The following is a 24,750-nucleotide window of genomic DNA, read 5'->3' as shown; positions in this document are numbered from 1 at the left end:
GCAAAGGAGCTCGACGTGAGACACCTCAGAGCATGGATCGCGGTCGCCCTGGCCCTGGTGCTGGGCGGTGCCGGGCTGTCCGCAGCACCCCGGTCCGAGGCGGCCACCCCGGAGCAGGACGTGGCCACGATCGTCTCCCGGCTGCAGGAGTACTACCTGGGCCAGGGGGACGAGATCATCCTGGCCAACGGGATCTACCTGGCCCGCACCTCGCAGGCGCGCGAGTACGCGACGTCGCTGCGCGCGGACGGGTCCTGGGCCGACGTCGACTACGCCGACCGCACCAGCTCGGCCAACGGCTCGGTCTGGTCCGCCTACGGGGCGCTGTACCGGATGCTCGCGATGGCCCAGGCGTACCGGGACCCCGCCGCGGACGGCTACCAGGACCCCGCGCTGGTCGCCGCCGTCGGGCGCGCGCTGACCTACTGGGACGTCGCCGACCCGGGCAACACCAACTGGTGGGAGACGGAGATCGGCGAGTCCATGGCGATGGGCCGGATCTCGGTGTTCCTCGGCGACGTGCTGGAGCCGGCCGCGCTCGACATCGCGCTGGAGCACAACACCGGCAAGCTCGACCCGGCGGGCGCCAACGGCGCGTGGCGGACCACCAACTACCTGTTCGAGGCGATCGCCACGGTCGACCTGGACAAGATCCGCACCGGCTTCGACACGATGGTGCAGACCGTCGCGGTGGACGACTCCGGGACCGTGCAGGAGGCGGTGCAGCCCGACGCGAGCTTCTGGGCGCACGGCGCCCAGCTCTACAGCGAGGGCTACGGCATGGCGCTGTTCACCAACGTGGCGCTGTGGGCCGACGTCGCCCGCGGCACCAGCCTGGCGTTCAGCCGGCAGCACCTGGACACGATCGCGTTCTACATCGTCAGCGGCACCCGGTGGATGATCCGTGGCGACGTCGGCCTGATGTACCTGAACTACCGGCAGCCCAAGACGGTCGACGGCGTCACCAGCCAGGCCGCGGAGTTCCTGGAGCCGCTGACCCGGATGGCCCGCACCGACCCGCTCTACGCCACGGCGTACCAGGCGATGATCGCGAACATCCGGGGCGAGACCCGCACCAACGGCGTCACCGGCGACCGGTACTTCTGGCGGTCCGAGCTGTCGTCGCACCTGCGTGAGGACTACGGGATCATCACCCGGCTGAACTCCAGCCGGACCGTGGGCAGCGAGTACCGCTCGACGTTCCGGCCCTCCGTGGGCAACGAGATCGTGTGGAACTCCGCGGGTGCCACGGCGATCCAGGTGAACAACCGTGAGTACCTCGACCTCGGCCCGGCCTTCGACTGGTTCCACTACCCCGGCGTCACCGCTCCGTACGTCAAGGAGCAGACCCGTGGGTCCACCGGCAACGGCGGCAGCTTCACCGGCGGTGTCTCCGACGGCACCTACGGCGCGAACGTCTACACGCTGGACCGCGCGGCGACCAGCGGCAAGAAGAGCTACTTCTCCTTCGACGACGAGATGGTGGCCCTCGGCGCCGGCATCACGTCCACCTCTGCCGCCGCCGTGCACACGACGATCAACCAGGCGGTGGCCAAGGACAACGCCTCGGTCGGCGGCAGCCCGGTGACGGCAGGGACGGCCGCGCGACCGGTGACCGACGCGACCTGGGCCTACAACGACGAGGTCGGCTACGTGTTCCCGGCCGGCGGGCCGGTCACGGTGCAGCGGACCGCGCAGACCGGCAGCTGGATCGGCGAGGACCCGGTGAGCGCCGACACCTTCACGCTGTACGTCGACCACGGAGTGCAGCCGACCGACGCGGGCTACGAGTACGTCGTGCTTCCGGCCGCCACCCCGGCCGAGGTCGCGGCCTACGCCGCCGCGCCGGCCGTGCAGGTGCTGCGCAACGACACCGCCGTGCAGGCGGTGCGGCACCCGGGCCTGCAGCGCACGATGGCGGTGTTCCACCAGGCCGGCACGCTCGACCTGGGCGACGGCCGCACCCTGGAGGCGAGCCGGCCCGCGCTGGTGATGATCGACGAGTCCGGCGCGGTGCCGGTGGCCAGCGTGGCGAACCCCGGCACCCCGGGCCTGGTGGTCCGGGTGGCCCTGTCCGGCCCCGACGGGTCGGCGAGCGGGGTCTTCGCCCTCGGGTCCGGTGCGACGCTCGGCAAGACGGTCACCGCACCGCTGGTGGCGGGCCAGGGGCCGGCCTCGGCGCTGACCGCGAGCAGCTCCGCCACCGGTCACGGCCCGGCGCTGGCCGGGGACGGCGACGAGACCACCGGGTGGCGCTCCGACGGCGACGGCACCCAGTGGCTGACCCGGCAGCTCGACCACGCCTCCGTCGTCAGCGGCGTCACGATCGCCTGGGGCGGGGCCCATGCCCGCCGGTTCCTCGTGCAGACCTCGGCGGACGGCAGCGCGTGGACCGACCAGAGGTACGTCCAGGACGGCGACGGCACGCGCACCACCCTGCGGATCGCGCCGACGTCCGCCGGCTTCGTCCGGGTGCTGCTGCTCGAGAGCGCGGGCGGCGCGGGTTACGAGGTGCGCGAGCTCGCGGTGGACGCCAGCGTGAACCTGGCGCTCGGCGCCCCTGTCACGGTCTCGGGCACGTCCTCCGGGGCGGCCGGGAGCATCACCGACGGCAACATGGCCACCCGGTGGAGCGGCAACCTGTCCGACACCGCGTGGGCGCAGGTCGACCTCGGATCGGTGCAGCCGGTCCGGTCCGTCCGGCTCTGGTGGGAGGCGTCCTACGCCCGGCAGTACACGATCCAGGTCTCGGACGACGGGAGCACCTGGCGCCAGGCGTACGCCACCCCGGCGGCGGGCAGCGACGGCGGTCAGGACCTGCTCGCCGTGGACGTGCAGGCCCGCTACCTGCGGGTGCAGACCGTCCAGCGCAGCACCACCCAGTACGGGGTGTCGCTCTGGGAGGTCGAGGTGTTCGCCGACGACGCCCTGGTGACCGCGCCGACCGTGCCCGCCGGCCGCGAGAACCTCGCGCTCGGCCGGCCGACCACCGCGGACTCGGCATACAACGCGACGCTCGCGGCGGGCAACGCCACCGACGGCAACGCGACGACGCGGTGGGCCTCGCTGCGCGAGAACGCGCCCTACGTGACCGAGCGCTGGCTCCAGGTGGACCTGGAGGCGCCGCGCACCGTGAACCAGGTGGTGCTGACCTGGGAGTCGGCCACCTCGAACGACTTCCGGGTGGAGGGCTCCGTCGACGGCTCCACCTGGCAGACGCTCGCGCGGGTGCAGAAGACCTCGGCCGAGCTCACCAGCACGGTGGACTTCGTCGACACGGAGGTGCGTCATCTGCGGGTGATCGGCCTGCCGGCGACCAAGTACGGTCTGTCGCTCTTCGAGCTCGAGGTCTACGGCGGCTACAAGCTGGCCTGCGAGGCTCCGAGCGTGCCGGTCGCGCAGGGCGGCACCGCGGTGCTGGCGGCGACGATCACCCCCTACGAGGCGGACGACGTGATCACGGCGACCTCCGTGGACGGCACGGTCGCGACCGTCACCGCCGCGCCACGGCTCGGGGCGGAGGGCAGGATCGAGGTCGACCTCGCCGGCGGCACCTCCGGGACGACCGCGGTGCTGCTCACCCACGCCAAGGGTGACGAGCTGCTGTGGTGCGGGGTGAGCATCGCGGTCCGCGCGGACGACCTCGCCGCTCTGGTGACCCGCGCCGAGGCGCTGGACAGCACGCGGTACACCCCGGCGAGCTGGGCACCGGTGCTGCCGGCGCTCGAGACCGCCAAGGCCCGGCTCGGGTCCGCCACGGCGACCCAGACGGAGATCGACGACAGCGTCGCCGTGCTGGGTGCGGCGCTCGCCGGCCTGGTGGAGGCGACGGTGCCGGACATGGTGGCACCGGTGGTCTCCGCCACCGTCGTGGGCCGGGTCGTGACGATCACCGCCACCGACGAGGGCGGCTCCGGGGTGGCGTCGGTCGAGCACCGGATCGGTGACGGCCCCTGGTCGGTCACGGCCGGTCCGGTCACCGTGCCGGGCGAGGACGCGGTGACCGTGCGGTTCCGGGCCACCGACGGGGCGGGCAACGTCTCGGCGGTCGGCTCGGTGCAGGTCGCGGCGAGCGGCGGCGGGACCCCGTCACCGCAGCCGACCGACTCCACGGCGCCAGGAGGTCCCACGGAGCCGGGGCCGACGATGAGGGCGGCCACCACGACCGTGCGCCCCGGGGACCGCGTGACGGTGACCCTGACCGGCATGCCCGGCGCGGAGGTCGAGATCGGCGTGGCCTCGGCGTACCGCCGGCTGGCGACCGTCCCGGTGGTGGATGGCACCGCGCAGGTGACGGTGACGATCCCGCGGGACCTGACCGCCGGCACCCACCACCTGCAGGCGCGGGACGCCGTCGGGCGGGTGCTCGCCGAGCTGCCGATCACGGTGACCGCGGCGGAGGGGTCGCTGGCCCGGACCGGTGCCGAGGTGGGCGGGCTGCTCGCGCTCGGGATCGGGCTGCTGGCCGTCGGGCTGGTGCTGGTGCGCTCGCGGCGCGCGCGGGAGCGGCTCGCGCGGCCGTAGCCGACGGGGTCGGGAGCCGTGGCGGCGGCTCCCGGCCCTGGCCGATGTCGATCGCTTGCCCGACACCGCTGCCGATGTCGTCGCGGGGATGACTCGCTCGTCCCGCCTGCCGATCGGGGTGCTGAGACGGCGACGCGCCTTTCGACGCTCAGGTCCGGGCGAAGGCGGCGCAGGTGCCGATCGTCCCGGCGTTGCCGCCCAGGACCGCCGCGGCGCAGGCCAGGCAGCCCGTCCCGGCGGTCACGGCGCAGGCCACGGCACATGCCGCGCTGAGCAGGGACAGCGTGGCCCACATGATCCCCACCTTGTCGAGGCAGTTCTTGAACTTGCTGAAGCTCCAGCCGGCGGACCGGATCGTCGCGCCGTCACCGTCTGCGGTGTCCGAGTTCGACACGACGACCTCCTTGATCTGGAGCCCGTCCTGCCACATCGTCATGCCGGCGTGATCGACATCGATCATCGCCGAGGCCATCTCGATGACCGTCATCCCGTCGTCGGTCGCCATGAAAACGACCTTGGAGGTGAGCGGGAGATCCGTGCCGAGCAGCGGGACGGTCACGGTCTCGGCGGCGTCGACGTCCTGTGCGACCGCGTTCGCCCAGTCGAGCTCGAGGCCGCTGACCGGGCTGTACCCGTAGCGCTGGGCGAGTGCGACCCGCGCGTCCTCGGTCGCGTCGGTGACCTCGCCGACCGTCGAAGCCTTCTCGACGACCGACTCGAGCTTCGCGTCGCTCGTGAGAGCGTCCGACTCGACGGCCTGGGGTTCCTGGGACGAGATGTTCAGGGCGGCTCGCGGCCCGATCGGTGCCGACTTCGCCTGGGAGACGGCGGCCTCGAATCTTGCCGAGCTGCTTCCCCAGTGCACGGCTCCGAGTGATCCGGCGACGAGCGTGGCGGTCAGCACGAGGACAGTCGCACGACCCGTGCGGCGACTCCCGTGCCATGCGGAGACGACGCCCGCCGCAGCGAGGACGACGCCGAGGGCGAAGAACACCACCGACCAGCGCGGTACGGCGAGTCCTCCGGTGATCGCCGCAGTCGTCGCGAGCAGCAGCGCTGCCGTGCGGACCCGGCTGACGGGCTTCGGCGTGGCGTTCTGGCGCATCGGTGCTCCCTCGATCAGGTGGCCATCCGGCGTGCTGACCACCGCGTCGTCGCATTCACCCGTACGGGTGAACGTGTGGTCCGACCGACGGTAGAGCGCGCACGACCGTGGACCCGGGACCGTCGACCCTGGCGCACCTCGCGGGACCTCCTCAGCAGGCGGTCGACGCCGCCGTCAGCATGATCACGGCCACAGACCGCGCGCGGTCAGCCACTCCTCGAGCAGCCCGAGGTAGAGCTGCTGCCCCACCGGGCTCGCGTCGAAGACGTGCTCCGCGTACGGCACGGTCACCGCGGTCCCGTCGCCGGCCACATCGTCGACCCGGTGGGCGAGCGCGCGGGCGGGGGCGCCCGGCACCAGGTGGTCGCTGCCGGCGCTGATCACCAGCGTGGGCGGCGCGTCCGCGGTGAGGTCGGTGGCGGGGGTGATCGCCCGGTATCGCCCTGGGAGGTCCTGCGGCGAGCCGCCGGTGTACGCGCCCGCCATGGTCCGGGCGGTGCGTCCGAGCAGCAGGTCACCGTTCTCGTAGAACGACGCGGGGTCCGCCACGGGGTACACGGTGGCGACGGCGGCGACGGTCGGCAGGGTGCCGCCGCAGGGGTCGAGGTGCTGCTGCGTCCACGCGAGCCCGCACGCGAGCCGGTCGACGGTGCTGTCCCAGAGGTGGTGGTCGGCGTCGGACAGCGGGTAGCCGAGGCTGAGCACCAGCCAGCCCTGGTCGGCCAGCCAGCGCTTCTCGGCACTGTTGTCCGTGGGTGATCCGCTGATCCAGCCGCCGCCGTGCACGAAGACCGCGACGGGTGCGTCGTCGGCGTCGGCGGGTTCCCAGATCGCGACGGACGCCTGGGCGCTGCCGGGGTCGTAGCGCTCCTCGCGGTCGGGCGCCGACGCCGGCAGGGCGGCGCCGAACGGGGAGACGGTGATCCCGTGGTCGCTGCCGAAGGCCACCAGGTGCAGGGTGGCGATCCCCGCGCCGAGCAGCGACAGGGCGGCGATCGACGCCACGACGACCCGGCCCCAGGTCCGCCGCCGGGCCAGCAGCACGATGCCGAGGGCCAGCAGGAGCAGCGCGGCGACGGCGACCCATGCGGCGCGCATCCCGAGCACGGAGCCGGCCGGACCGAGGACCGGGATCGTGGGGACGTGCATCCCGAGCACGATCGCGCCGAGGAGCGTCACCGGGACGGCCAGGAGAACCAACGGCAGCCGTCGGGCCGGCCGGACCCGTGCCGCCGGGCGGTCGCTGCCGCGCGTGGTCGTCATGCGGACAGGATGTCCCCGGAGCGCACGGCGCGCCGATCGATCAAAGGCGACCAACCGGTAGGTTTTGAGATGTACGGTCGTACGTACCGCCGGGCGGCGGCTTTGCGAGCGAAGGAGCGGCAACGGATCAGCGTGAGCACGAGGTCCGTCGGCGGATGGACGCCCAGGAGCTGTACACGGACACCGGCCCCGGGCTGGAGGTGCTGACCGAGCAGCGCATCCGCGGCAAGGAGCTCGCCCGCGAGTACAACGACCTGCCGGTGCGGGACGCCGCGGGGCGTCGCCGGGTGCTGGAGGAGACGTTCGGTGCGCTCGGTCCGCAGGTCTGGGTGGAGCCGCCGCTGCACGTGGCCTATGGCGTCCACACGCGGATCGGCGAGTTCGTCTACGCGAACACCGGCCTCACGATCGTGGACGACAGCCCGGTGACCATCGGGGACCGCGTGATGTTCGGCCCGCACGTGACGATCGCGACCGCCGGCCACCCGGTGCACCCCGGCGCACGGCTCGACGGCCGGCAGTTCTCCGCGCCGGTGGTGATCGAGGACGATGTGTGGGTCGGCGCTCACGTGGTGATCATGCCGGGCGTGACCATCGGCCACGGGTCGGTGATCGCGGCGGGGGCAGTCGTCACCGCGAACGTGCCGCCGATGGTCGTCGCCGGCGGGGTGCCCGCGAAGGTCCTGCGCCCGATCACCGACGCCGACCGCGAGTGGTCCTACCGCGCGCCGCGCGACCTGCCGGACGCCGACCGGTGACCGACCTCGGCGCGGTCCTCTGGGACCTGGACGGGGTGCTGGCCGACACCGAGACGCTGCTGTTCGAGGCCGAGCGCACCGCGTTCGCGCACTACGGCGCCGACCTCACGCCCGAGATCAAGCGCCCGTTCATCGGGCTCGGCGGGTACGAGGTGCTCGGCCGGATCGCGGAGGCGCTCGGGGTCGAGGCCGACCAGGAGGACCTGGGCCGGCGCAAGATCGCCGCGTACGCCGCAGGCCTGCCGACGCTGCGCGGCTTCGGCCCGACCGCCACGATGGTGCGCGGGCTGGCGGCCGCCGGGATCCCGCAGGCCGTCGCCTCCGGGTCGCCGGCCGACGCCATCGCCGCCGCGCTGCGCGTGGTCGGCCTCGCCGACGTGCTCACCGTGCAGGTCTCCGTGCAGGAGGTCGGTGCCGGCAAGCCCGCCCCGGACGTGTTCCTGGAGGCCGCCCGGCGGCTGGGCGTCGATCCCGCGCGCTGCCTGGTGGTGGAGGACGCCGTGCCCGGGGTGCTCGCGGCACGCGCCGCCGGGATGCGCTGCCTGGCGATCCCGACGGTCACCGACCCGCTGGACGAGCGGTTCGAGCAGGCCGACCTGCTGGTGCGTGGCGGGATGGCGGCGGCGGACGGGGAGGCGCTGCTGGCGTGGGCGCTGCGTGGGGCGGAGCGCGAGGGCGGGTGACCTACTCTCACGTCTACTCTCACACCTGCTTTCTAGTAGGTGTGAGAGTAGACGTGAGAGCACGGGTCACGTCAGGCGCCAGGTCGCCCGAGGGTCCTTCGGGGACTGTCCCTCCCAGACCACGAGCCCGGCCTCCTGCAACCGTTGCAGGTGGCGGAGCGCTGTGGGGCGGGTGACTCCGAGCAGGTCCACGACGTGCCCCGTGCCGAGCGGGCGCCCCGCGCGACGCAGGGCGTCGACGACGTTCAGCGCACCGGGCGGGAGGTTGTCCCGGATCTCCGCCGGCAGTGCGTCCGAGAAGAACAGCGTCAGCTGCACCGAGGCGGCGGTCTGGGTGTAGAGCGGATCGGTCAACCCGCGGACGCGCATCTCGGTGAAGATCCGGCGGATGCCCTCGCCGAGCTCCTGGGCGATTCCGAGGTCGGAGCACACCCGAGCGATCCGCGGGTTGCGCGCGTAGCGGCTGATCTCGGTCGGCCGGGTCGGATCGACGAGACCGGGGAAGCGGCCCGGGCTGGCGATCTCGATCCGGTTGGGGAAGATCTCGACGCGGACGTGATCGCCGGCCATGCTGTACGACCGGTGCAGGACCGCGTTGACCAGTCCCTCCAGCCAGGCGTCGCGCGGGATCACCGGGACCGGTTCGAAGCGACCGCTCGCACCTAGCGCGCGTCGGATCGGCAACAGCTGCTCGATCGCCTGCGCCGCACGATGGATCTGCTCGGGGATCGATCCCTCGCACCGGAGGTCACCCGAGGCGTCGAGGGTGAGCCCGGCGCCTGTGCCCCGCTCGACGTCGCGATACCGGAGCACGCGGACGTGGGCGTTCGGGAAGAGATCCTGCGGGCGGTCCGCGAACAGCAGGTAGGCGGCCACGGTGAGCCGGTCGTCGCGGGTGAGCAGGCCGCGTGCCCGCAGCATGTCGAGCGTCGAGGCGGAGCCGATCGCCGCTCGGTAGGCCTCGGCCTGATCGGGGTCCAGATCGTCGATCGCCGGGTCGACGGGGGTGCCGTCGTACGGGCTCCCGCCGCGGTCGTACTCGAGCTCTTGCCGCTGCGCGAACCCGAGCCGGCGGGACTCGTCACCGACGCGCAGGTAGCAGTCGCCGGCGACCGTCTGGTGCACGCGATCACCTGGGTCGACCCGGAGCACCAGCAGGTCCTTCCCGGACGAGACCGGCCGCACCTCAGCGCGGGCGCGGACGGTCGGCTGCGTGAAGTCCCGCGCAGCCTGCATCAGGTCGTTCAGGTGCGTTCGCATCACACCTTCGATCGCCCCCGAGTGGATGCCGATCACGACGCAGCCGCCTTCGGCGTTCGCGAACGCGACGAGGGGCACGGCCAGATCGCGCGCCGACACGCGGCCCGACTTGCGCTCGAACCACTGGCTCTCCGGCATCTGGGCGAGCGCGGCGGCAGACTCGTCGGCGGGGAGCGAGAGGGCGTGGTCCACCTCGGCGGCGTACATGAAACTACTCTAACAATTTGAGAGTAGGTGCGAGTAGGTTCCATCTCGCCGCCCCGCGCCTACGCTGGCGGCATGACCGCGCTGCACGACCGGACCGCCGTCGACCTGCGGGAGGACCTGCGCTCCGGCGCCGTCGGCCCCGCCGACCTCACCGAGCACTACCTGCGCCGGATCGCCGAGCGCGACGCGGACCTCGGGGCCTTCGTGACGGTCACCCCGGACCTCGCGCGTGCACGAGCGGCGGAGGTCGACCCGACGGTCGGGGTGCTGGGCGGGCTGCCGATCGCGGACAAGGACCTCACCGATCGTGCGGGGGTGCCGACGGGCTTCGGCTCGCGGGCGTTCGCGGGGGAGCACCGGTACGTGCCGGAGGTGAGCAGCGACGTCACGCAGGTGCTGGACGCGGCGGGGGCGGTGTCGCTGGGCAAGACGGCGGCGCCGGAGCTCGGGTTCCCGTCGTACACGGAGACGCTGGTGGGCCCGCCGGCGCGCACGCCGTGGGACCGGACGCGCGGAGCGGGCGGGTCGAGCGGCGGGGCCGCGGTGGCGGTGGCGGCGGGGATGCTGCCGGTGGCTCCGGGGTCGGACGGCGGCGGGTCGATCCGGATCCCGGCGGCCGCCTGCGGGCTGGTGGGGCTGAAGCCGACGCGCGGGCTGCTGCCGGCCGGCGGGGGCGTGGAGTCGCTGGGCGGGCTGGTGGTGCACGGGCCGCTCGCCCGGACGGCCGCCGACGCGGCGCTGCTGCTGGAGGCGCTGCTGCCCCGGGACGCCGACGGGTCGGTGCCGCACCCGCGGACGCTGCGGACGGCCGCCGAGCCGGCGGGGGCGTACCTGGCGGCGGCGCAGCGGGTGGAGACGGGGCGGTTGCGGATCGGGGTGAGCACGTTCAGCGCGTGGGAGCCCGCGTACGAGATCGTGCTGGGCGCCGACGCGCGGGACGCGCTGGAGGTGGCGACGCGGACGCTGGACGGGCTGGGTCACGGCGTCGAGGACGCGCCGCGCTGGGAGCCGGACCCGACGTACGCGCCGGCTTTCCGCACGCTGTGGATGGCCGGCGCGGCGGCGGTGCCGATCGACGACCCGGAGCGGTTCGCGCTGCTGGAGCCGCTGACCCGCTGGTTGGTGGAGACCGGGCGGCGGGTGCCGGTGCGTCAGGTGGTGGAGGCCCTGGGGGCGCTCGCGGCCTTCGAGCGGACGCTGGTCGCACGGGTGGGCGCTTATGACGCGGTGCTGCTGCCGGGCATGGCGATGACCCCGCGCCCGCTCGGCTGGTACGACGCCGAGGATCCGGAGCGGAACTTCGCGCAGCAGTGCCAATACACGCCGTACACGTCGATGATCAATGTGGCCGGCCTGCCGGCGGTCGCCGTGCCGGTGCACTGGACCGCCCCGACGCCGACCGCTCCGGCGGGGCTGCCGATGGGGGTGCAGATCGTGGGCCGTCCCGGCGGGGAGGCGACGCTGCTGGCGCTCGCGGCCCAGCTCGAGGACCGGCTGCACTGGGAGCGCCGCCGCCCGCCGGTGTGGTGACCGCCGATCAGCAGCCCGCGGAGTCGTAGCCGCAGAGCAGGTCCCACGCCGCCTGCGTGTGGGCGGTGACGGACTCGCGTGCGACGCCGATCGTGCTCTCGCCGCCCTGCAGGCCGACCAGCGTGAGCGCGGTGCCGCGCCGGGTGAGCGCCAGGTAGGAGCCCAGCGCGCCGTCGTCCACGGTGCCCTCGGCGGAGGAGCCGTAGTAGTCGGTCGCCAGGCCGAGGCCCTGCGCGCCGACGGCCAGCGGCTCCACGACGTAGGTGGTCTCGGTGCCGGGCGCCGCGGTGCACTGCGCCAGCACGGCGGCGACCCGGTCGGCCTCGGCGACGGCGGCGTCCGCGTCGGTGAACAGCGCCACCTGCTGCACACCCACCTGCGCCTCCTCCTGGCCGTCACCGATCGTCACGGTGCGCATGGCGGCAGCGGTCGAGGCGATCCCGGCGGCGCAGGACTCGGGGAGCAGCCAGTCGGTGATGCCCTCGGACTCCTGCCGCGTCCCGGTGATCGGGGACCACGCGGCGTCGGCGAGGAGCACCTCGGCGGGCACGGTGCTCGGCGCGCTCGGGGCCGAGGTCGTGGGGTCGGGCGCGGGGGTGGTCGGCTCGGCGACCGGTGGGGCGGTGGTGGTCGCGGGGTCGTCGGACCCGCCTGCGCCGCACCCGGCCAGGGCCAGCACGCAGACGGCGGTGGAGATCAGTCGCGTCGTGGTCGCCATGCTCTCCACCCTCGCAGCGGGTGGTGCGGGGTGCAGCGCGGCCGGAGACCGTCGAGTCGCAGGCAGCGGGCCCGCGGCAGGCTCAGACGAAGCGCGCGAGCACCGCGGCGGGCATCACGACGGAGGGCTGCGCGGGGTTGATCACGACGCCCGCGAAGCCGTCCTCGGCGACGATCCGGGCGACGTGCTCCATGTCGGTGCCACGCACCGGACCGCCCGGGCTCCACGCCCACAGCTCGGCGGGGGAGGAGCCGACGACCGCGTAGACCGCGCCGTCCGGGCCGCGGGTGGTGGCGAGGGTGGCGATCTCGGTGCCGTCCTCGGTGGTGGCGGCGGTGGGGATCACGTACAGCGTCGACGCGGCGAGCAGGGCGAACAGGTCCGGGGTCGCCATGGTGCGCTCGACCAGCGCGGTGCTCAGCGGGGCCCGGGCGGCAGGGTCATCGGTGAGGTGCTGGCCGATCTCCGGGGCGTAGGCGATGAACGCGCCGTCGATCACGATCCCCTCGTGCTCACGGGCGGCCCGCGCCAGCACGGCGGAGGCGGGCTCCACCAGCGACTGCCCGGGCTCGCCGCGCAGGCGGGACAGTGCGTCGTGGCCGGTGAACGCGAGCAGCAGGTGCTTGCCGGCGTTGTCGGTGGTCCCGTTGATCCGCAGGGTGCTGCCCGGCTGGAGGACGCCGTCCTGGCTGGTCAGCGTCGACCCGGTGACGTCGAGCAGCAGGTCACCGGCCAGGGTGCGCCGCAGCACGTCGGCGAAGGTGCGCGCGTCCTTCTGCTCCGCCCAGACGGCGAGCGCCTCGCGGACCCGGTCGTGCCTGACCCCCGGCCCGGCCTCCGGCGCGGGCTGCGTGGGCTGCGGCTTGTCCTTGCTGAACCACCCCATGCCCACCACCCTAGGCGCGATCAGATCGTGACGGTCCCGTCGACGCAGGTCACCGCCGCGCCGCCGACCCACACCGTGCCGTCGTCGTCCCGCTCGACAGTGATCCGCCCCGCGCGGTCCACCGCGGTCCCCTGGGAGGCGAGGTAGCGGGCGGGGGCGCGGCCGGTGCCGGTGAGCCACTGGCCGACCACGGCGTTGAGGCTGCCGGTGACCGGGTCCTCCGGCACGCCGATCCCCGGGGCGAAGGCCCGCAGCTCGAACGCCGCCGCGGAGCCCTCGGGGTACGGACCGACGACGCCGAGGTGCAGGTCGCCGAACAGCGTCCAGTCCGGCCGCAGCGCCAGCACCCGCTCCGCGGAGTCGAGCAGCAGCACGTGCCAGCGCGGGCCGTTGTCGATGAACCGGTGGTCGAGCAGCGCGTCCTCGGGCAGGTGCAGGGCAGCCACCGCCTGGCGCAGCACCCCGTCCGGCACGGGGGTCTCGGTCAGCGGCGCCGGTGCGGCGAACCGCAGGCCCGCCCCGTCGGTGCGCAGCGGCACCAGGCCCACGCCGCACTGCTGCACCACCTGCCCGGCACGCGCGGGGGCGCCGCCGGCCGCCAGCCAGGCGTGGCAGGAGCCGATCGTGGGGTGCCCGGCGAACGGCAGCTCGCCGCCGGGCGTGAAGATCCGCAGCCGGTAGTCGGCGGCCGGGTCGGTGGCGCGCAGCAGGAAGGTCGTCTCGGACAGGTTCGTCCAGCGGGCGAAGGCGGCCATCTGCGCGTCGGTGAGGTCGTCGGCGCCGTGCACCACCGCGACCGGGTTGCCGAGGTACGGCACGGCGGTGAACACGTCGACCTGGGAGAAGCGGTGCGCGGAGGTCATGATGATCACGGTAGGCCCGGTCCGATCGGGTGGGCGATGGTCCGTACATCCGGAGAACGGCCCGAACGTCGCGCGCCGTCGTGGCAGGATTCCTTCATGCCATCGATCGCCGTGCGCGTTCCCGAGTCCGACGTCGCGGATCTGCGGGAGCTCGTCGAGGCGGTCGGCGCGCAGGTCGAGCCGCAGACCGCGCACCCGTTCGATGGAGAGACGGTGGTCCAGGTGATTATCGCTCTCGGGGCCGGAGCCTTTCCGTTCTTCAAGACCTGGGTCGCTCACCGCACCGCCCAGCGCAAGCGGTTCAGCGTGGTGCACGACGGAATCGAGCTGAAGGGTTACTCCGCCGCGGAGTCGCAGCGGATCCTGGCCGCCCTGACTGCGGCGGTCTCCGACGAAACGCCTGATCAGGAGCACTGACCATCCGTGCGGACCTGCCGGTCTACTACGGCAGCGACTGCTTCGATCGGGTTCTCGAGCCGCAACGGACACGCTACGCAGCTCTGACGACCTTGCTGTGGTCGGGGATCGGGCGCGGCAGCTCCGCACCACCGCCGACGGTGCACGTCGTGCACTCGCCGGTGGCCCGGCCGATGTCCGTGCGCGCCGCGGGGAGCGATCATCTGGTGTTCGACCAGTACCTGGGCCAGATGTTCAGCCGTCTCACCCGGATCGAGCTGTGCGACGCACCGTCCTCGGTCGTCGACTCGTACCTCTTCCGGCTCTACGGCCAGAGACTTCTCGTGGCCGGTGAGTTCCGTGCGGCCGCCGCCTTCGCGCTCGCCTCGCTATCGACGCCGGCCGCCGAGCGTGAGTCTGCGTTGCGGGAAGCCCCCGATCGCATGCAGCTCCGTAGCCGCATGACCTCGGTCCAGGAGGCGTTCGCGATCGCGCACGAGCTCGTCCACCTGGCACTCCTGGACGACCGGGTGCACGCCGCGCTGAGCGACTTCTTCGGCGAGGTCGTCGATCAGGCGATCATCCAGCGCGCGAAGGCCGACGGCGCCCGCTCCGTCGACGGCGGCATGTCGCTGTTCCACGAACAGCATCTTGCCGACGTCCGGGGGCTCTACGAACGCCGTGGCTGGGACACCGCAGGCCTCGTCCCGCCGGACGACCCCGATGCATACTTCGCCGACGCGCCGCGCCTCGACCTCACCGAGCTCTTCGCGCGCGAGGACGTCCGCCTCGAGGGCATGTGTGATCTCTTCGGCGCTATCGCCGTGGCGGAGGCCATGACCGACGTGGGCCTGCCGCGCGTCGAGATCATGGCCACCACGACGCTCGCGCTCCAGCATCTTCGACTGGTCCAGCTGCTTGACGGCTTTGTCGACGCCGACGCTCCGCCCAGCCGTCTCGATGACGACAGCCTCCAGTCGATCGCTCGCGTGTCGCTCCTCCGGGCGGGCCTGGGCCTCGTGAGCGAGCTGGGACTGCTCGCGCCCGGAGCCGATGGCTCGACGGGTGAGACGCCGATGCTCCTCCACGGCGCGGCCGTCCGACTCAACCGGATGCACAGCACTGTCGTGCTCGACAACCTGCTGCTCGGGCTTGATCTTCGCGCCACCCGCGCCGATCTGCTCGCGGAGGAGTCGCTCGCCGGCACGATCGATGCGATCGCCGTGGATCTCCCGACGCTGAGGTCGCTCCTCGGATTCCGGCCGTCCGTGCGATGACCGCACCGCGCCGCTCCCGTCCCGGACGAACCTGTGCCCGGGACGGGACCGCCCCCGACCTCAGTCCGCGATGAACGCGAGGATGTCCTGGATCAGCGCCTCCTGGTACGCGCCGGAGATGCCGTGCGGGGCACCCGGGTAGACCTTGAGGGTGCCGAGCTTGACCAGGTCGATCGACTTGTAGGCGGCGTCGGTGATCGGGACGATCTGGTCGTCGTCGCCGTGCGCGATCAGGATCGGCACGTCGAGGGCCTTCAGGTCCTCGGTGAAGTCGGTCTCGGAGAAGACCTTCACGCAGTCGTAGGCGGCCTGGAGCTCGGCGAGCATCGACTGCCGCCAGAAGTCGTCCCGCAGGCCCTGGCTGATCGTGGAACCCTCGCGGTTCGCGCCGAAGAACGCGACCGACAGCTCCTGGTAGAACTGCGAGCGGTCGCGCAGCACGCCCTCGCGGATGCCGTCGAACGCCTCGATCGGGGTGCCCTCGGGGTTGGTCTCGGACTTGAGCATGATCGGCGGGACCGCCCCCGCGGTGACGACCTTGGTGACCCGGCCCTTGCCGTGCTGCGCCGCGTAGCGGACCACCTCGCCACCGCCGGTGGAGTGGCCGACCACGGTGAGGTCGGTGAGGTCGAGCTGCTCGACCAGCGAGGCGAGGTCGCGGGCGTAGGTGTCCATGTCGTTGCCGCCGCTGGTGCGCCCGGAGCGGCCGTGGCCGCGGCGGTCGTGCGCGATGGCGCGGTAGCCGTGGTCGGCCAGGACCTTGAGCTCGTAGGCCCAGGCCTCGGAGCTGAGCGGCCAGCCGTGGCTGAGCAGGACCGGCCGGCCGGTGCCGTAGTCCTGGTAGAAGATCTCGGCGCCGTCGGGCGTGCTGACGTAGGGCATGACGTTCTCCTTCTGCCGGGGTGCCGGACCGATCGGATCCCGGGTCTTGCCCGGAATGTCCGTCCCCGTGACGATTGGACTGCGCGACGCGGCGTGACCACCAGGAAGAAGTCCGGCAGAACTGCGACGCCGGGGGGCGAGAGGGACGGGCGTGAGCGAGCCGCTGGGCGATCTGCTGCGACGGCACCGGCAGGACGCGGACCTGACGATCGAGGCGCTGGCCGCGGCCTCCGGCGTGAGCGACCGGGGGATCGGCGACATCGAGCGCGGGGTGAGCCGTGGACCCCAGCGGCGGACGGTGCAGGCGCTCGCGGACGCGCTCGGGCTGGACGTGACCGATCGGGAGGCCCTGCTGCGCGCGGCCCGCGACGGCCGACGACGCGGCGGCCCGCACGTCGCGGAGCCGCCGGCGCACGCGCTGCCGCTGCCGCGGGCGGTGCCCGACTTCACCGGGCGGGCAGCCGAGCGGTCGGCGCTGACCCGGGTGCTGGCCGGGGCGCGCGCCGGGGAGGGGTCGCCGGTGGCGGTGGTCGCCGGGGCACCCGGTCTGGGCAAGACGACGCTGGCGGTGCAGGTGGCGCTCGACCTGCGCGACAGGTTCCCCGAGCAGGTGTTCCTGGACCTGCGCGGCGCGGACTCCGAACCGGTGCCGCCGGAGGTGGCGGTGCGCCGGGTGGTGGACGCGCTGGCGGCCGGCGGGGCACCGGCGGGGCTCGCCCCGGCCACCGAGCACCTGCGCGGGCTGCTGGCCGGACGGCGGGTGCTGCTGGTGCTGGACAACGCGGCCGGTGAGGAGCAGGTGCGCGCGCTGCTGCCGGCGCAGGGACCGGCGGCCGTGCTGGTGACCAGCCGACGGCGGCTGGCGGGTCTGGACGGGGTGCACCGCGAGGTGCTGGGGCGGCTGGACCCGGCGGACTCGATCGCCCTGCTCGGCCGGATCGTGCCGGACCGGGGGGACGCGGGGGGCCTGGTGACGCTGGCCCGGCTGTGCGACGACGTGCCGCTGGCGCTGCGGATCGCCGGCAACCGGCTGGCGGCGCGGGCGGGCTGGCCGATCACCGGGCTGGTGCAGCGGATGGAGGTGGAGGACCGGCGGCTCGACTCGCTGGCCGCCGGCGACCTGCGGGTGAAGGCGGTGTTCACCTCGTCCTACGAGCAGCTCGGCCCCGGCGCGCAGCGGCTGTTCCGACGGCTGGCGCTGCTGGACGGGCCGACGACCGGACCGGCGCTCGCGGCCGTGCTGGTGGGGGAGCCGCCGGCGCGCACGGAGGACCTGCTGGACGAGCTGACCGACCTGAGCCTGGTGCAGCACCTGCCCGGCGACCGCTACCAGCAGCACGACCTGCTGCGGCTGTTCGCGCGCTACGAGCTCGACCACCAGGAGGACCCGGCGACCCTGGCGGCGGTGCGCGCGGCGGCGGACGGCTGGCTGCTGGCCACGACGGTGCGGGCGGGGCGCTGGTTCGAGCCGGAGCACGTGGCGGGCGCCGACGGGGACGCCGACCTGCCGGACGCCGGCGCCGCCCGGGCGTGGTTGCAGGCGGAGGCGACGGGGTGGCTCGCGGCGCTGCGCCGGGCGGACCCCCGCCGGACCACCGAGGTCGCCGACGCCCTGCACTGGTTCTCCGACCTGTGGCCGACCTGGGGGCACTGGCCGGAGGTGTTCGCCCGCTCGGCCGCCGCGGCCACCGCGCTCGGTGACGACCGGCTGGTGGCGGTGCACGAGGGCTACCTGGCGTGGGCGGAGGCCGAGTGCCTGGGCGAGATGCCGCGCGCCCGGGACACGGCCTGCCGCGCGCTGGCCGCCGCCGAGCGGGCCGGTGACCTCGCGCAGCAGGGGTGGGCGCTCAGCTACCGGTCGTGGATCGTGTCACGGCTCGGCGACCTGGACGCGGCCGTGCGTGACGCCCGGGCGGCGGCGGACCGGTTCCTGGCGGTGGACGACCGGGAGGGGGCACCGCAGGCGCTGCTCGCGCTGGCCGGGGCGCAGGTGCGGCTGGGCCGGCACGCCGACGGCGAGGCGACCGCGCGCGAGGTGATCGCCCTGGTGGAGGACCCGCGCACCCGGCCGCGCGCGCAGGTGGCCGACTTCACGCTGACCAGCGCGCACGGGTACCTGACCGGGGCGCTGGTCCGGGCCGGGCGGTGGACGGAGGCGCTGGCGGCGGCCTCGGTGACGCTCGACCTGGCGGTGCCGCTCGGCGTGCCCCGGATGATCGCGGCGGGCTACGAGAACCGGGGGCTGGCGCGCGAGGCGCTCGGCGATCCCGGTGCGGCGGCCGAGGACCTGCGGGCGGCGCTGACGGTCCGCCGCGAGATGGGTGACCCGGTGCACGTCGAGCGGGTGACGGCGGCGCTGGCCCGCGTGACGCAGACCGCAGCTCCGGCGGAGGTCCTGGCCGTGCAGGACTAGTGTGCGGAGGCATGTCGACGGTGCGTCTCGGAGTCCTCGGTGCTGCCCGCATCCTGCACGACGCGGTGGCGGTGCCCGCCGCATCGGTCCCGGAGGTCGAGGTGACGGCCATCGCCGCCCGCGACCGGGAGCGCGCCGCCGTCACGGCCGAGCGCGAGGGCATCCCCCGGGTGCTCGACTCCTACGACGCCCTGCTCGCCGACCCGGAGATCGACGCGGTCTACGTCCCGACCCCGGCGGCGCTGCACGGGGTGTGGGTGCGCCGGGCGCTCGCCGCAGGCAAGCACGTGCTGTGCGAGAAGCCGTTCACCGCCGACGCCGCCGAGGCGGAGGAGATCCACGCGCTCGCGCAGGCCGGTGACCGGGTGGTGATGGAGGCGTTCCACTCCCAGCACCACCCCTCCTGGGCACGGGTGCGCGCTCTGCTGGACGAGGGCGCGATCGGTGACGTGCTGTCCGCGGAGGCCGACTTCTGCGTGAGCATCCCCGACCGCACGGACATCCGCTGGCAGGAGGGCATGGCCGGCGGGGCGCTGATGGACCTCGGCGTGTACCCGCTGCGGTTCCTGACCGCGCTGCTCGGCGTGGGGACCGTGCGGTCGGCGCAGGCGGTGGACGAGAACGGCGTGGACGCCGAGATCACCGTGCAGCTGGACCTGCCGGGCGGGGTGGACGGCACGCTGCGGGCCAGCATGGTCGAGACCGGCCCCGAGCGGAGCTCCGGGCGGATCGAGGGCACGCGCGGGTCGATCACGCTGCACTCGGCCTACCTGCCGCAGCACGGCGGGCGGCTCGTGGTGGACCGTGACGGTGCGGTGACCGAGGAGGCCGTCGACCCGACCGCCTCGTACGTGTTCATGCTGCGGGCGTTCGCCGACGCGGTGCTGCGCGGGGCGGACCCCGTCTCCGGCACCGGCGCGGCGGTGGACGCGATGCGCCTGGTCGACGCGTCCTACCGCGCCGCGGGCATGCGCCCTCGCACCCCCGCCCCGCTCACGCGCTGAGCCGCGTGCGCGCGCTGAGCGCTGTGCTGCTGCCTCCGGACCGCGCCGAGTTGTCAACTCTTGTCGCTTGAGCGGCCCGCGAAGCGACGAAAGCTGACAACTCGGCGTACGTGAGCGGGTGCGCGCGCGGGGCGCGGGAACGAGAACGCGTGCGGGTCAGATCGTGACGACGATCTTGCCTCTCGTGTGGCCCTGCTCGAGGGTGCGGAACGCGTCGGCGGCGTGGTCGAGGTCGAAGGTCTCGGCGATCTCGACCCGCACCGCCCCCTGCGCGACCAGGTCGGCCAGCTCGGCGAGGTCGGCGGGGTCGGGGCGGACCCACACGTACTGACCACCGAGCTCGGTGCGTGCACGGGCGTCGGTGATCGACACGATCGTCCCGCCGTCGACCAGCAGGTCCGGGGCGGTGTCGATCGCCTGACCGCCGACGTAGTCGAGGATCACGTCGACGCCCTCGGGCGCGAGCGCGCGGACGGCGTCGACCAGGCCGTCGCCGTAGGCCACCGGCTCGGCGCCGAGCGAGCGCAGGTAGTCGTGGTTGCGGGCGGAGGCGGTGCCGATCACCCGGGCACCGGCGCGCACGGCGAGCTGGACGGCGATCGAGCCGACCCCGCCGGCGGCGGCGTGCACGAGCACGGTGGACCCGGCGCCGAGGCCGGAGCGGCGGACGGTCTGGAGCGCGGTGAGCCCGGCGAGCGGCAGCGCAGCGGCCTGCTCGAACGTCAGGCCGGCGGGCTTCTTCGCGGCGGTGCGCACCGGCACGGACACGTACTCGGCGAGGGTGCCGTCGGTGACGGTGTCCTTGCGGGCGTAGGCGAGGATCTCGTCGCCCTCGGCGAGCTCGGGGGTGTCCAGCCCGGCCTTGACCACGACGCCCGCGACGTCCCACGCGGGGACGGCGGGCAGGGTGGTGTCGATCAGGCCCTGGAGGTACCCCTCGCGGACTTTGTAGTCGACGGGGTTGAGCCCGACGGCGACCACCTTGACCAGGACGCTGTCCGGTCCGATGTGCGGCTCCGGCCGGTCGTCGACGACCCGCAGGACGTCCGCTCCGCCGAACTGGCTGTACTCGACTGCCTTCATACCTGGTGCGAACGAGCCCCGGTCCGCGCGCATTCCGCGCCCGGCCCCGCGCACCGTCAGGAGGTCTCGCGGACGACCAGCGTCGGCACCACCGGTCCGGCGGGGCGCTGCCGCACGTGCCCGGGCAGCAGCCGTTCCAGCAGCGCCTCGGCGAGCTCGGCGGCCAGGTGGTCGACGTGGATGTCGACCGAGGTGAGCGGCGGGATCGAGAAGGGCGAGAGGAGCTGGTTGTCCACGCCGATCAGGGCCAGGTCGTCGGGGGCGCGCAGGCCGAGGCGGGCCATCGCGGCGAGCAGCGTGAACGCCACCTCGTCGTTGAAGGCGCAGACGGCGGTGACCGGGTCGGGCCCGGCGCACCAGGCGGTGACGGCCTCGACGGCGGCGTCGATCTGCGGCGGCACGGGCAGCACCACCGGCTCGGGCAACCCGGCCCCGGCACACTCCAGACGTACCCCGGCGAGGCGTGGCTCGTGGAACATCCGCACCCGCTCGTCCGGCAGGGAGGCGTAGCCGAGGCGCTGGTGCCCGCGGCTGCGCAGGTGCTCGACCTGGCGCCGGCCGATCGCGGTCTGCGCGGAGCCGATGGTGCCGGGGCCCTCGTCGTCGCCGCGCACCGCGACGACCGGGATGCCCGCGGCGGCCAGGCCGTGCTCCTCGCCGGGGCCGAGCACCATCACGTCGACCAGCGCCGCCGGCAGCAGCTCGTGCCAGAGGCGGTCGAGGTCCTGCCCGTGCCGGTGCCGGCGGTAGACGACGGTGTAGCCGTGCGGGTCGAGGGCGTCGGTGAGCGCGTCGATCAGCTGGGCGATCGAGGGGCCGATCGGGGCGTCCGGCAGCACGAGCAGGACGGTGCGGCTGGTGCCGCTGCGCAGGGCGCGCGCTGCCGCCGAGGGGCGGTAGCCGAGGTGCTGCACGGCGTCGAGCACGCGGGTGCGGGTGGCGTCCGGGATCGTCTGGTTGGGTGTGTTGTTGATGACGTAGGACACGGTGCTGGCCGAGACGCCGGCGTGCAGGGCGACGTCCTTGGCTGTGACCCGCCGACCGCTCGTCACCCGTGACGCTCCTTCGCGCGGCAGCCGCCCTGGCCCCCGCTGCCGCACAGAGTAGACGCCCGCGCGCCGAACGCGCCCGCCTGCCGCAACCGGCCCGCGCGAGGCGCCTCAGCCGAGCCGCGTCCGCGCCGCCTCGATCACGGCGAGCACCGCCACCGTCTCGTCCAGCGTGTGCACCGGGGACTCGACGCGGCCCTCGCCGACGTAGGACGCGAAGGCGGTGGCCTCGTCGCTGAGCGCGTCGTAGTGGTCGTCGAAGCGCTCGTCCTGCCAGGTCGCGGAGGTCTCGCCGCCGATGGCTCCCAGGGTCAGCGTGACGCCGGAGGGGGCGAAGAAGGGCGCGTGCAGGTCGATCCGCCCCAGCGCGCCGACGACGGTCGCCCGCACCGGCAGCGAGGACACGATCGAGGTGGCCACCTGGCCGACCGCCCCGCCGTCCGTGCCGAGCAGCAGGGACGCGCGGGCGTCGACGCCGGTGGGTGTGAGGGTGCCGACGGCCTCGACCCGGGTGATCGGGCCGAGCACGGAGGACGCGAAGGAGACCGGGTACACGCCGGCGTCGAGCAGCGCGCCGCCGCCGAGCGCCGGGTCCCACAGCCGGCCGGCGGGGTCGTACCCGGCGACGAAGCCGAAGTCGGCGATCACGGTGTGCACCTCGCCCACGGCGCCGTCGGCGAGCAGCCGGCGGACGATGTCGGACTGCGGCAGGTAGCGCGTCCACATCGCCTCCATGGCGAGCAGACCGGCGGCGCGGGCGGCGTCGGCGACCCGCTGCGCGTCGGCCGCGGTGGTGGCGAGCGGCTTCTCGACCAGCACGTGCTTGCCGGCGGCGAGGGCGGCCAGCGCGATCTCGGCGTGGCTGGTGTGCGGGGTTCCGACGTAGACGGCGTCGATCTCGGGGTCGGCGAGCAGCGCGTCCAGGGTGGGGTGCACCACGGGGACGCCGAGGTCGGCCGCGACGGCGGCGGTGCGCTGCGGGTCGCGGGCGCTGATCGCGCGGATCTGCTGGGTGCTGCGGCGCTGCGCGGCACCGACGAACGCACCGACGATCCGGCCGGCGCCGACGACGCCCCAGCGCAGCGCGGGGACGGTGGCGGGGTCGATCGTGCGGGGCTGGGGCAGGGTGGGGCTCACGGTTCCGCTCCGGTGTCAGGGCTGGTCAGACGGGTGGATCAGGGTTCAGGCTGCCAGGTGCTCGCGCAGCGCGTCGACCACGAGCGCGTGGTCCTCGGCGCTGGTGAGGCCGGAGACGGTGGCCACCGCCACCACCCCGGCGCCGCGCACGACCACCGGGACGGCACCGCCGGCGAGCACGTAGGTGCGGCTGTCCAGCCAGCCCTCATCGGGGGTGGCCCCGGCGGCGGCGAACCGCTGGGCGAGCAGCCAGGTGCTGGACTCGAAGCGGAACGCGGTGGCGGCCTTGCGCTCGATCCACCGGTCGTTGTCCGCGGTGGCGCCGGGCAGGGCGGCGTGGAACAGGATCTGCGTGGGGCGGCGGACGTCCACCGCGACGCCGAGGTCGCGCTGCTGGGCGACCCGCACGATGGTGCTGCCGATGGCCCAGGCGTCGGCGGCGGTGAAGGAGCCCAGCACGAGCGCGGCGGCCTCGGCCTCCAGCGCGGCGACCGTGTCGCGCGCGGGCGCGTCCGCGGTCACAGCGTCCACCCCGCGGGGAGCAGCGGCGCGGGGGTGCAGGTGCTGGTCACGTCGACCGGCTGCCCGGTCTCGGCCGCGCGCAGCGTGCTGAGCATGACGTCGAGCACGTGGTACGCCAGGCGGGCGTCGGCGCGGTGCGGCTCGCCGGCGGCGACGGCGCGGGCCAGGTCGACGATCCCGGAGCCGCGGCCCGGGCCGCCGGTGCGCGGGTCGGCGGGGACGGTCTCGGTGGAGCCGTCGATGGTGCGGGCGTGCACGACGGTGTCGCCGTCGAACATGTTGGGGTCGGGCAGGCGCAGCGCGCCCTCGGTGCCGGTGATCTCGATCTCGGTGGTGATCACCGGGGCGTCGAAGGACGCGGAGAGGTCGGCGACCGCGCCGGAGGCGAAGGTGTACAGCGCGAGCACGTGCGTCGGCACCTCGACCGGGATCGGCTGCCCGGCGCGCGGCCCGGCGTGCACGGTGCGGGTGTCCCGGGCGCGGTCGGTCACGGCGGTGACCCGCACGATCGGCCCGAGCGCCTGCACCAGCGCGGTGAGGTAGTACGGGCCGACGTCGAGCAGCGGGCCGCCGCCGCGGGCGAAGAAGAACGCGGGGTTCGGGTGCCAGAAGTCGGGCCCGGCGTACTGGAAGCGCGCGTGCGCGGACCGGGGCTCCCCGATCCGGCCCTCGGCGAGCAGGCGCAGCGCGGTCTGGAGGCCGGGGCCGAGGAAGGTGTCCGGGGCGCAGCCGAGGCGGACCCCCTGGGCGTCGGCCAGGTCGAGCAGCTCGCGGGCCTCGTCATCGTCCACGGACAGCGGCTTCTCGCTCCACACGTGCCGTCCGGCGGCGAGCGCGGCGCGGCTGATCGCGTGGTGCGCCTGCGGCGGGGTCAGGTTGACCACCAGGTCGACGCTCGCGTCGGCGAGCAGGTCGTCCAGGGTGCCGTGCCCGGGGATGCCGTGCTCGCGGGCCTTCGCTGCCACCTGCGCGGTGTCGACCCCGGCGAGGAAGCGCACCTCGACCTCGTCGCTCGCGGCGAAGGTGGCGAGGTACTGGGGCAGGATGTCGCCGGCTCCGACGATGCCGAGCCCCAGCGGGGCGGTCTGGCGGGACGTCATGGCAGGGCCCTCCGATCTCGCGACCGCCGTCGGCCGCGCGGCCAGACAGTAAACGGCTGTTCGCACTTCGTGCAAGACGCGCTCGCCGCG

General features: G+C 74.2%; 20 protein-coding genes. 8 read left to right on the top strand and 12 right to left on the bottom strand.

Annotated features, from left to right (window positions below; translation table 11 throughout):
• Nucleotides 1–15 precede the first annotated feature (15 nt).
• Nucleotides 16–4,524, top strand: a complete 4,509-nt coding sequence (locus tag ACZ5HG_RS18915; protein ID WP_464179263.1) for a galactose-binding domain-containing protein — start codon at nt 16–18, stop codon at nt 4,522–4,524.
• 148 nt (nt 4,525–4,672) lie between these two features.
• Here ACZ5HG_RS18915 and ACZ5HG_RS18910 read toward each other — a convergent pair whose 3' ends face one another.
• Together ACZ5HG_RS18910 and ACZ5HG_RS18905 are read right to left on the bottom strand one after the other, a co-directional pair.
• Entirely contained in the window at nt 4,673–5,629 is a 957-nt protein-coding gene (locus ACZ5HG_RS18910; protein ID WP_464179261.1) for a hypothetical protein, read from the bottom strand.
• Between the two features lie 183 nt (nt 5,630–5,812).
• Nucleotides 5,813–6,892, bottom strand: a complete 1,080-nt coding sequence (locus ACZ5HG_RS18905) for an alpha/beta hydrolase (protein WP_464179259.1) — start codon at nt 6,890–6,892, stop codon at nt 5,813–5,815.
• Nucleotides 6,893–7,047: 155 nt separating this feature from the next.
• Here ACZ5HG_RS18905 and ACZ5HG_RS18900 point away from each other — a divergent pair, with 155 nt between their 5' ends.
• Together ACZ5HG_RS18900 and ACZ5HG_RS18895 are read left to right on the top strand one after the other, a co-directional pair.
• Nucleotides 7,048–7,650, top strand: a complete 603-nt coding sequence (locus ACZ5HG_RS18900; RefSeq protein ID WP_464179256.1) for a sugar O-acetyltransferase — start codon at nt 7,048–7,050, stop codon at nt 7,648–7,650.
• Complete coding sequence (locus ACZ5HG_RS18895; RefSeq protein WP_464179254.1) at nt 7,647–8,333, top strand: HAD family hydrolase; 687 nt, start codon at nt 7,647–7,649, stop codon at nt 8,331–8,333. Before ACZ5HG_RS18900 ends, ACZ5HG_RS18895 begins: the two co-directional genes overlap by 4 nt.
• 66 nt (nt 8,334–8,399) lie before the next feature.
• Here ACZ5HG_RS18895 and ACZ5HG_RS18890 read toward each other — a convergent pair whose 3' ends face one another.
• The gene (locus ACZ5HG_RS18890; RefSeq protein ID WP_464179252.1) at nt 8,400–9,800 is read right to left on the bottom strand and encodes an ATP-binding protein; all 1,401 of its coding nucleotides are present in this window, start codon (nt 9,798–9,800) and stop codon (nt 8,400–8,402) included.
• 72 nt (nt 9,801–9,872) lie between these two features.
• Here ACZ5HG_RS18890 and ACZ5HG_RS18885 point away from each other — a divergent pair, with 72 nt between their 5' ends.
• Nucleotides 9,873–11,330 (top strand): amidase, encoded by a 1,458-nt coding sequence (locus ACZ5HG_RS18885; protein ID WP_464179249.1) that lies wholly within the window; start codon nt 9,873–9,875, stop codon nt 11,328–11,330.
• Nucleotides 11,331–11,337: 7 nt separating this feature from the next.
• On the opposite strand, the gene ACZ5HG_RS18880 is transcribed toward ACZ5HG_RS18885, so the two are convergent.
• The 3 genes from ACZ5HG_RS18880 to ACZ5HG_RS18870 form a co-directional block, all read right to left on the bottom strand.
• A complete protein-coding gene (locus tag ACZ5HG_RS18880) occupies nt 11,338–12,048 on the bottom strand; it encodes a hypothetical protein (RefSeq protein ID WP_464179247.1) in 711 nt (236 codons plus the stop codon).
• Between the two features lie 82 nt (nt 12,049–12,130).
• Nucleotides 12,131–12,934, bottom strand: a complete 804-nt coding sequence (locus ACZ5HG_RS18875) for an SseB family protein (RefSeq protein ID WP_464179245.1) — start codon at nt 12,932–12,934, stop codon at nt 12,131–12,133.
• 20 nt (nt 12,935–12,954) lie between these two features.
• Nucleotides 12,955–13,797, bottom strand: coding sequence for a PhzF family phenazine biosynthesis protein (locus tag ACZ5HG_RS18870; protein WP_464179243.1), 843 nt, complete (start codon nt 13,795–13,797; stop codon nt 12,955–12,957).
• Nucleotides 13,798–13,893: 96 nt separating this feature from the next.
• Between ACZ5HG_RS18870 and ACZ5HG_RS18865 the strand changes: the two genes are divergently transcribed.
• Together ACZ5HG_RS18865 and ACZ5HG_RS18860 are read left to right on the top strand one after the other, a co-directional pair.
• Nucleotides 13,894–14,214, top strand: a complete 321-nt coding sequence (locus tag ACZ5HG_RS18865; RefSeq protein WP_464179241.1) for a hypothetical protein — start codon at nt 13,894–13,896, stop codon at nt 14,212–14,214.
• A 149-nt stretch (nt 14,215–14,363) separates the two neighbouring features.
• Nucleotides 14,364–15,470, top strand: a complete 1,107-nt coding sequence (locus ACZ5HG_RS18860; protein ID WP_464179239.1) for a hypothetical protein — start codon at nt 14,364–14,366, stop codon at nt 15,468–15,470.
• Between the two features lie 60 nt (nt 15,471–15,530).
• On the opposite strand, the gene ACZ5HG_RS18855 is transcribed toward ACZ5HG_RS18860, so the two are convergent.
• Nucleotides 15,531–16,352 carry an alpha/beta fold hydrolase gene (locus tag ACZ5HG_RS18855; RefSeq protein WP_464179237.1) on the bottom strand — a complete coding sequence of 274 codons (822 nt, stop codon included), beginning with the start codon at nt 16,350–16,352 and terminating at the stop codon, nt 15,531–15,533.
• Nucleotides 16,353–16,503: 151 nt separating this feature from the next.
• Here ACZ5HG_RS18855 and ACZ5HG_RS18850 point away from each other — a divergent pair, with 151 nt between their 5' ends.
• Nucleotides 16,504–18,765, top strand: coding sequence for an ATP-binding protein (locus ACZ5HG_RS18850; protein WP_464179235.1), 2,262 nt, complete (start codon nt 16,504–16,506; stop codon nt 18,763–18,765).
• Between the two features lie 11 nt (nt 18,766–18,776).
• The gene (locus ACZ5HG_RS18845) at nt 18,777–19,769 is read left to right on the top strand and encodes a Gfo/Idh/MocA family protein (RefSeq protein WP_464179233.1); all 993 of its coding nucleotides are present in this window, start codon (nt 18,777–18,779) and stop codon (nt 19,767–19,769) included.
• Nucleotides 19,770–19,925: 156 nt separating this feature from the next.
• Here the strand turns inward: ACZ5HG_RS18845 and ACZ5HG_RS18840 are convergent, their stop codons facing one another.
• The 5 genes from ACZ5HG_RS18840 to ACZ5HG_RS18820 all read right to left on the bottom strand — a co-directional run bounded on the left by ACZ5HG_RS18840 (nt 19,926) and on the right by ACZ5HG_RS18820 (nt 24,660).
• Complete coding sequence (locus ACZ5HG_RS18840; RefSeq protein WP_464179231.1) at nt 19,926–20,852, bottom strand: NADP-dependent oxidoreductase; 927 nt, start codon at nt 20,850–20,852, stop codon at nt 19,926–19,928.
• Nucleotides 20,853–20,908: 56 nt separating this feature from the next.
• The gene (locus ACZ5HG_RS18835) at nt 20,909–21,904 is read right to left on the bottom strand and encodes a LacI family DNA-binding transcriptional regulator (protein ID WP_464179228.1); all 996 of its coding nucleotides are present in this window, start codon (nt 21,902–21,904) and stop codon (nt 20,909–20,911) included.
• A gap of 108 nt (nt 21,905–22,012) precedes the next feature.
• Nucleotides 22,013–23,038, bottom strand: a complete 1,026-nt coding sequence (locus ACZ5HG_RS18830) for a Gfo/Idh/MocA family protein (protein WP_464179226.1) — start codon at nt 23,036–23,038, stop codon at nt 22,013–22,015.
• A gap of 45 nt (nt 23,039–23,083) precedes the next feature.
• Nucleotides 23,084–23,560, bottom strand: a complete 477-nt coding sequence (locus ACZ5HG_RS18825; protein WP_464179224.1) for a heme-degrading domain-containing protein — start codon at nt 23,558–23,560, stop codon at nt 23,084–23,086.
• The gene (locus ACZ5HG_RS18820) at nt 23,557–24,660 is read right to left on the bottom strand and encodes a Gfo/Idh/MocA family protein (protein WP_464179221.1); all 1,104 of its coding nucleotides are present in this window, start codon (nt 24,658–24,660) and stop codon (nt 23,557–23,559) included. Before ACZ5HG_RS18820 ends, ACZ5HG_RS18825 begins: the two co-directional genes overlap by 4 nt.
• Nucleotides 24,661–24,750 lie beyond the last annotated feature (90 nt).

The sequence above is a fragment of the Cellulomonas sp. GTC20042 genome (genome assembly GCF_055389595.1).
This window is presented reverse-complemented; position numbering and strand designations above follow the sequence as displayed.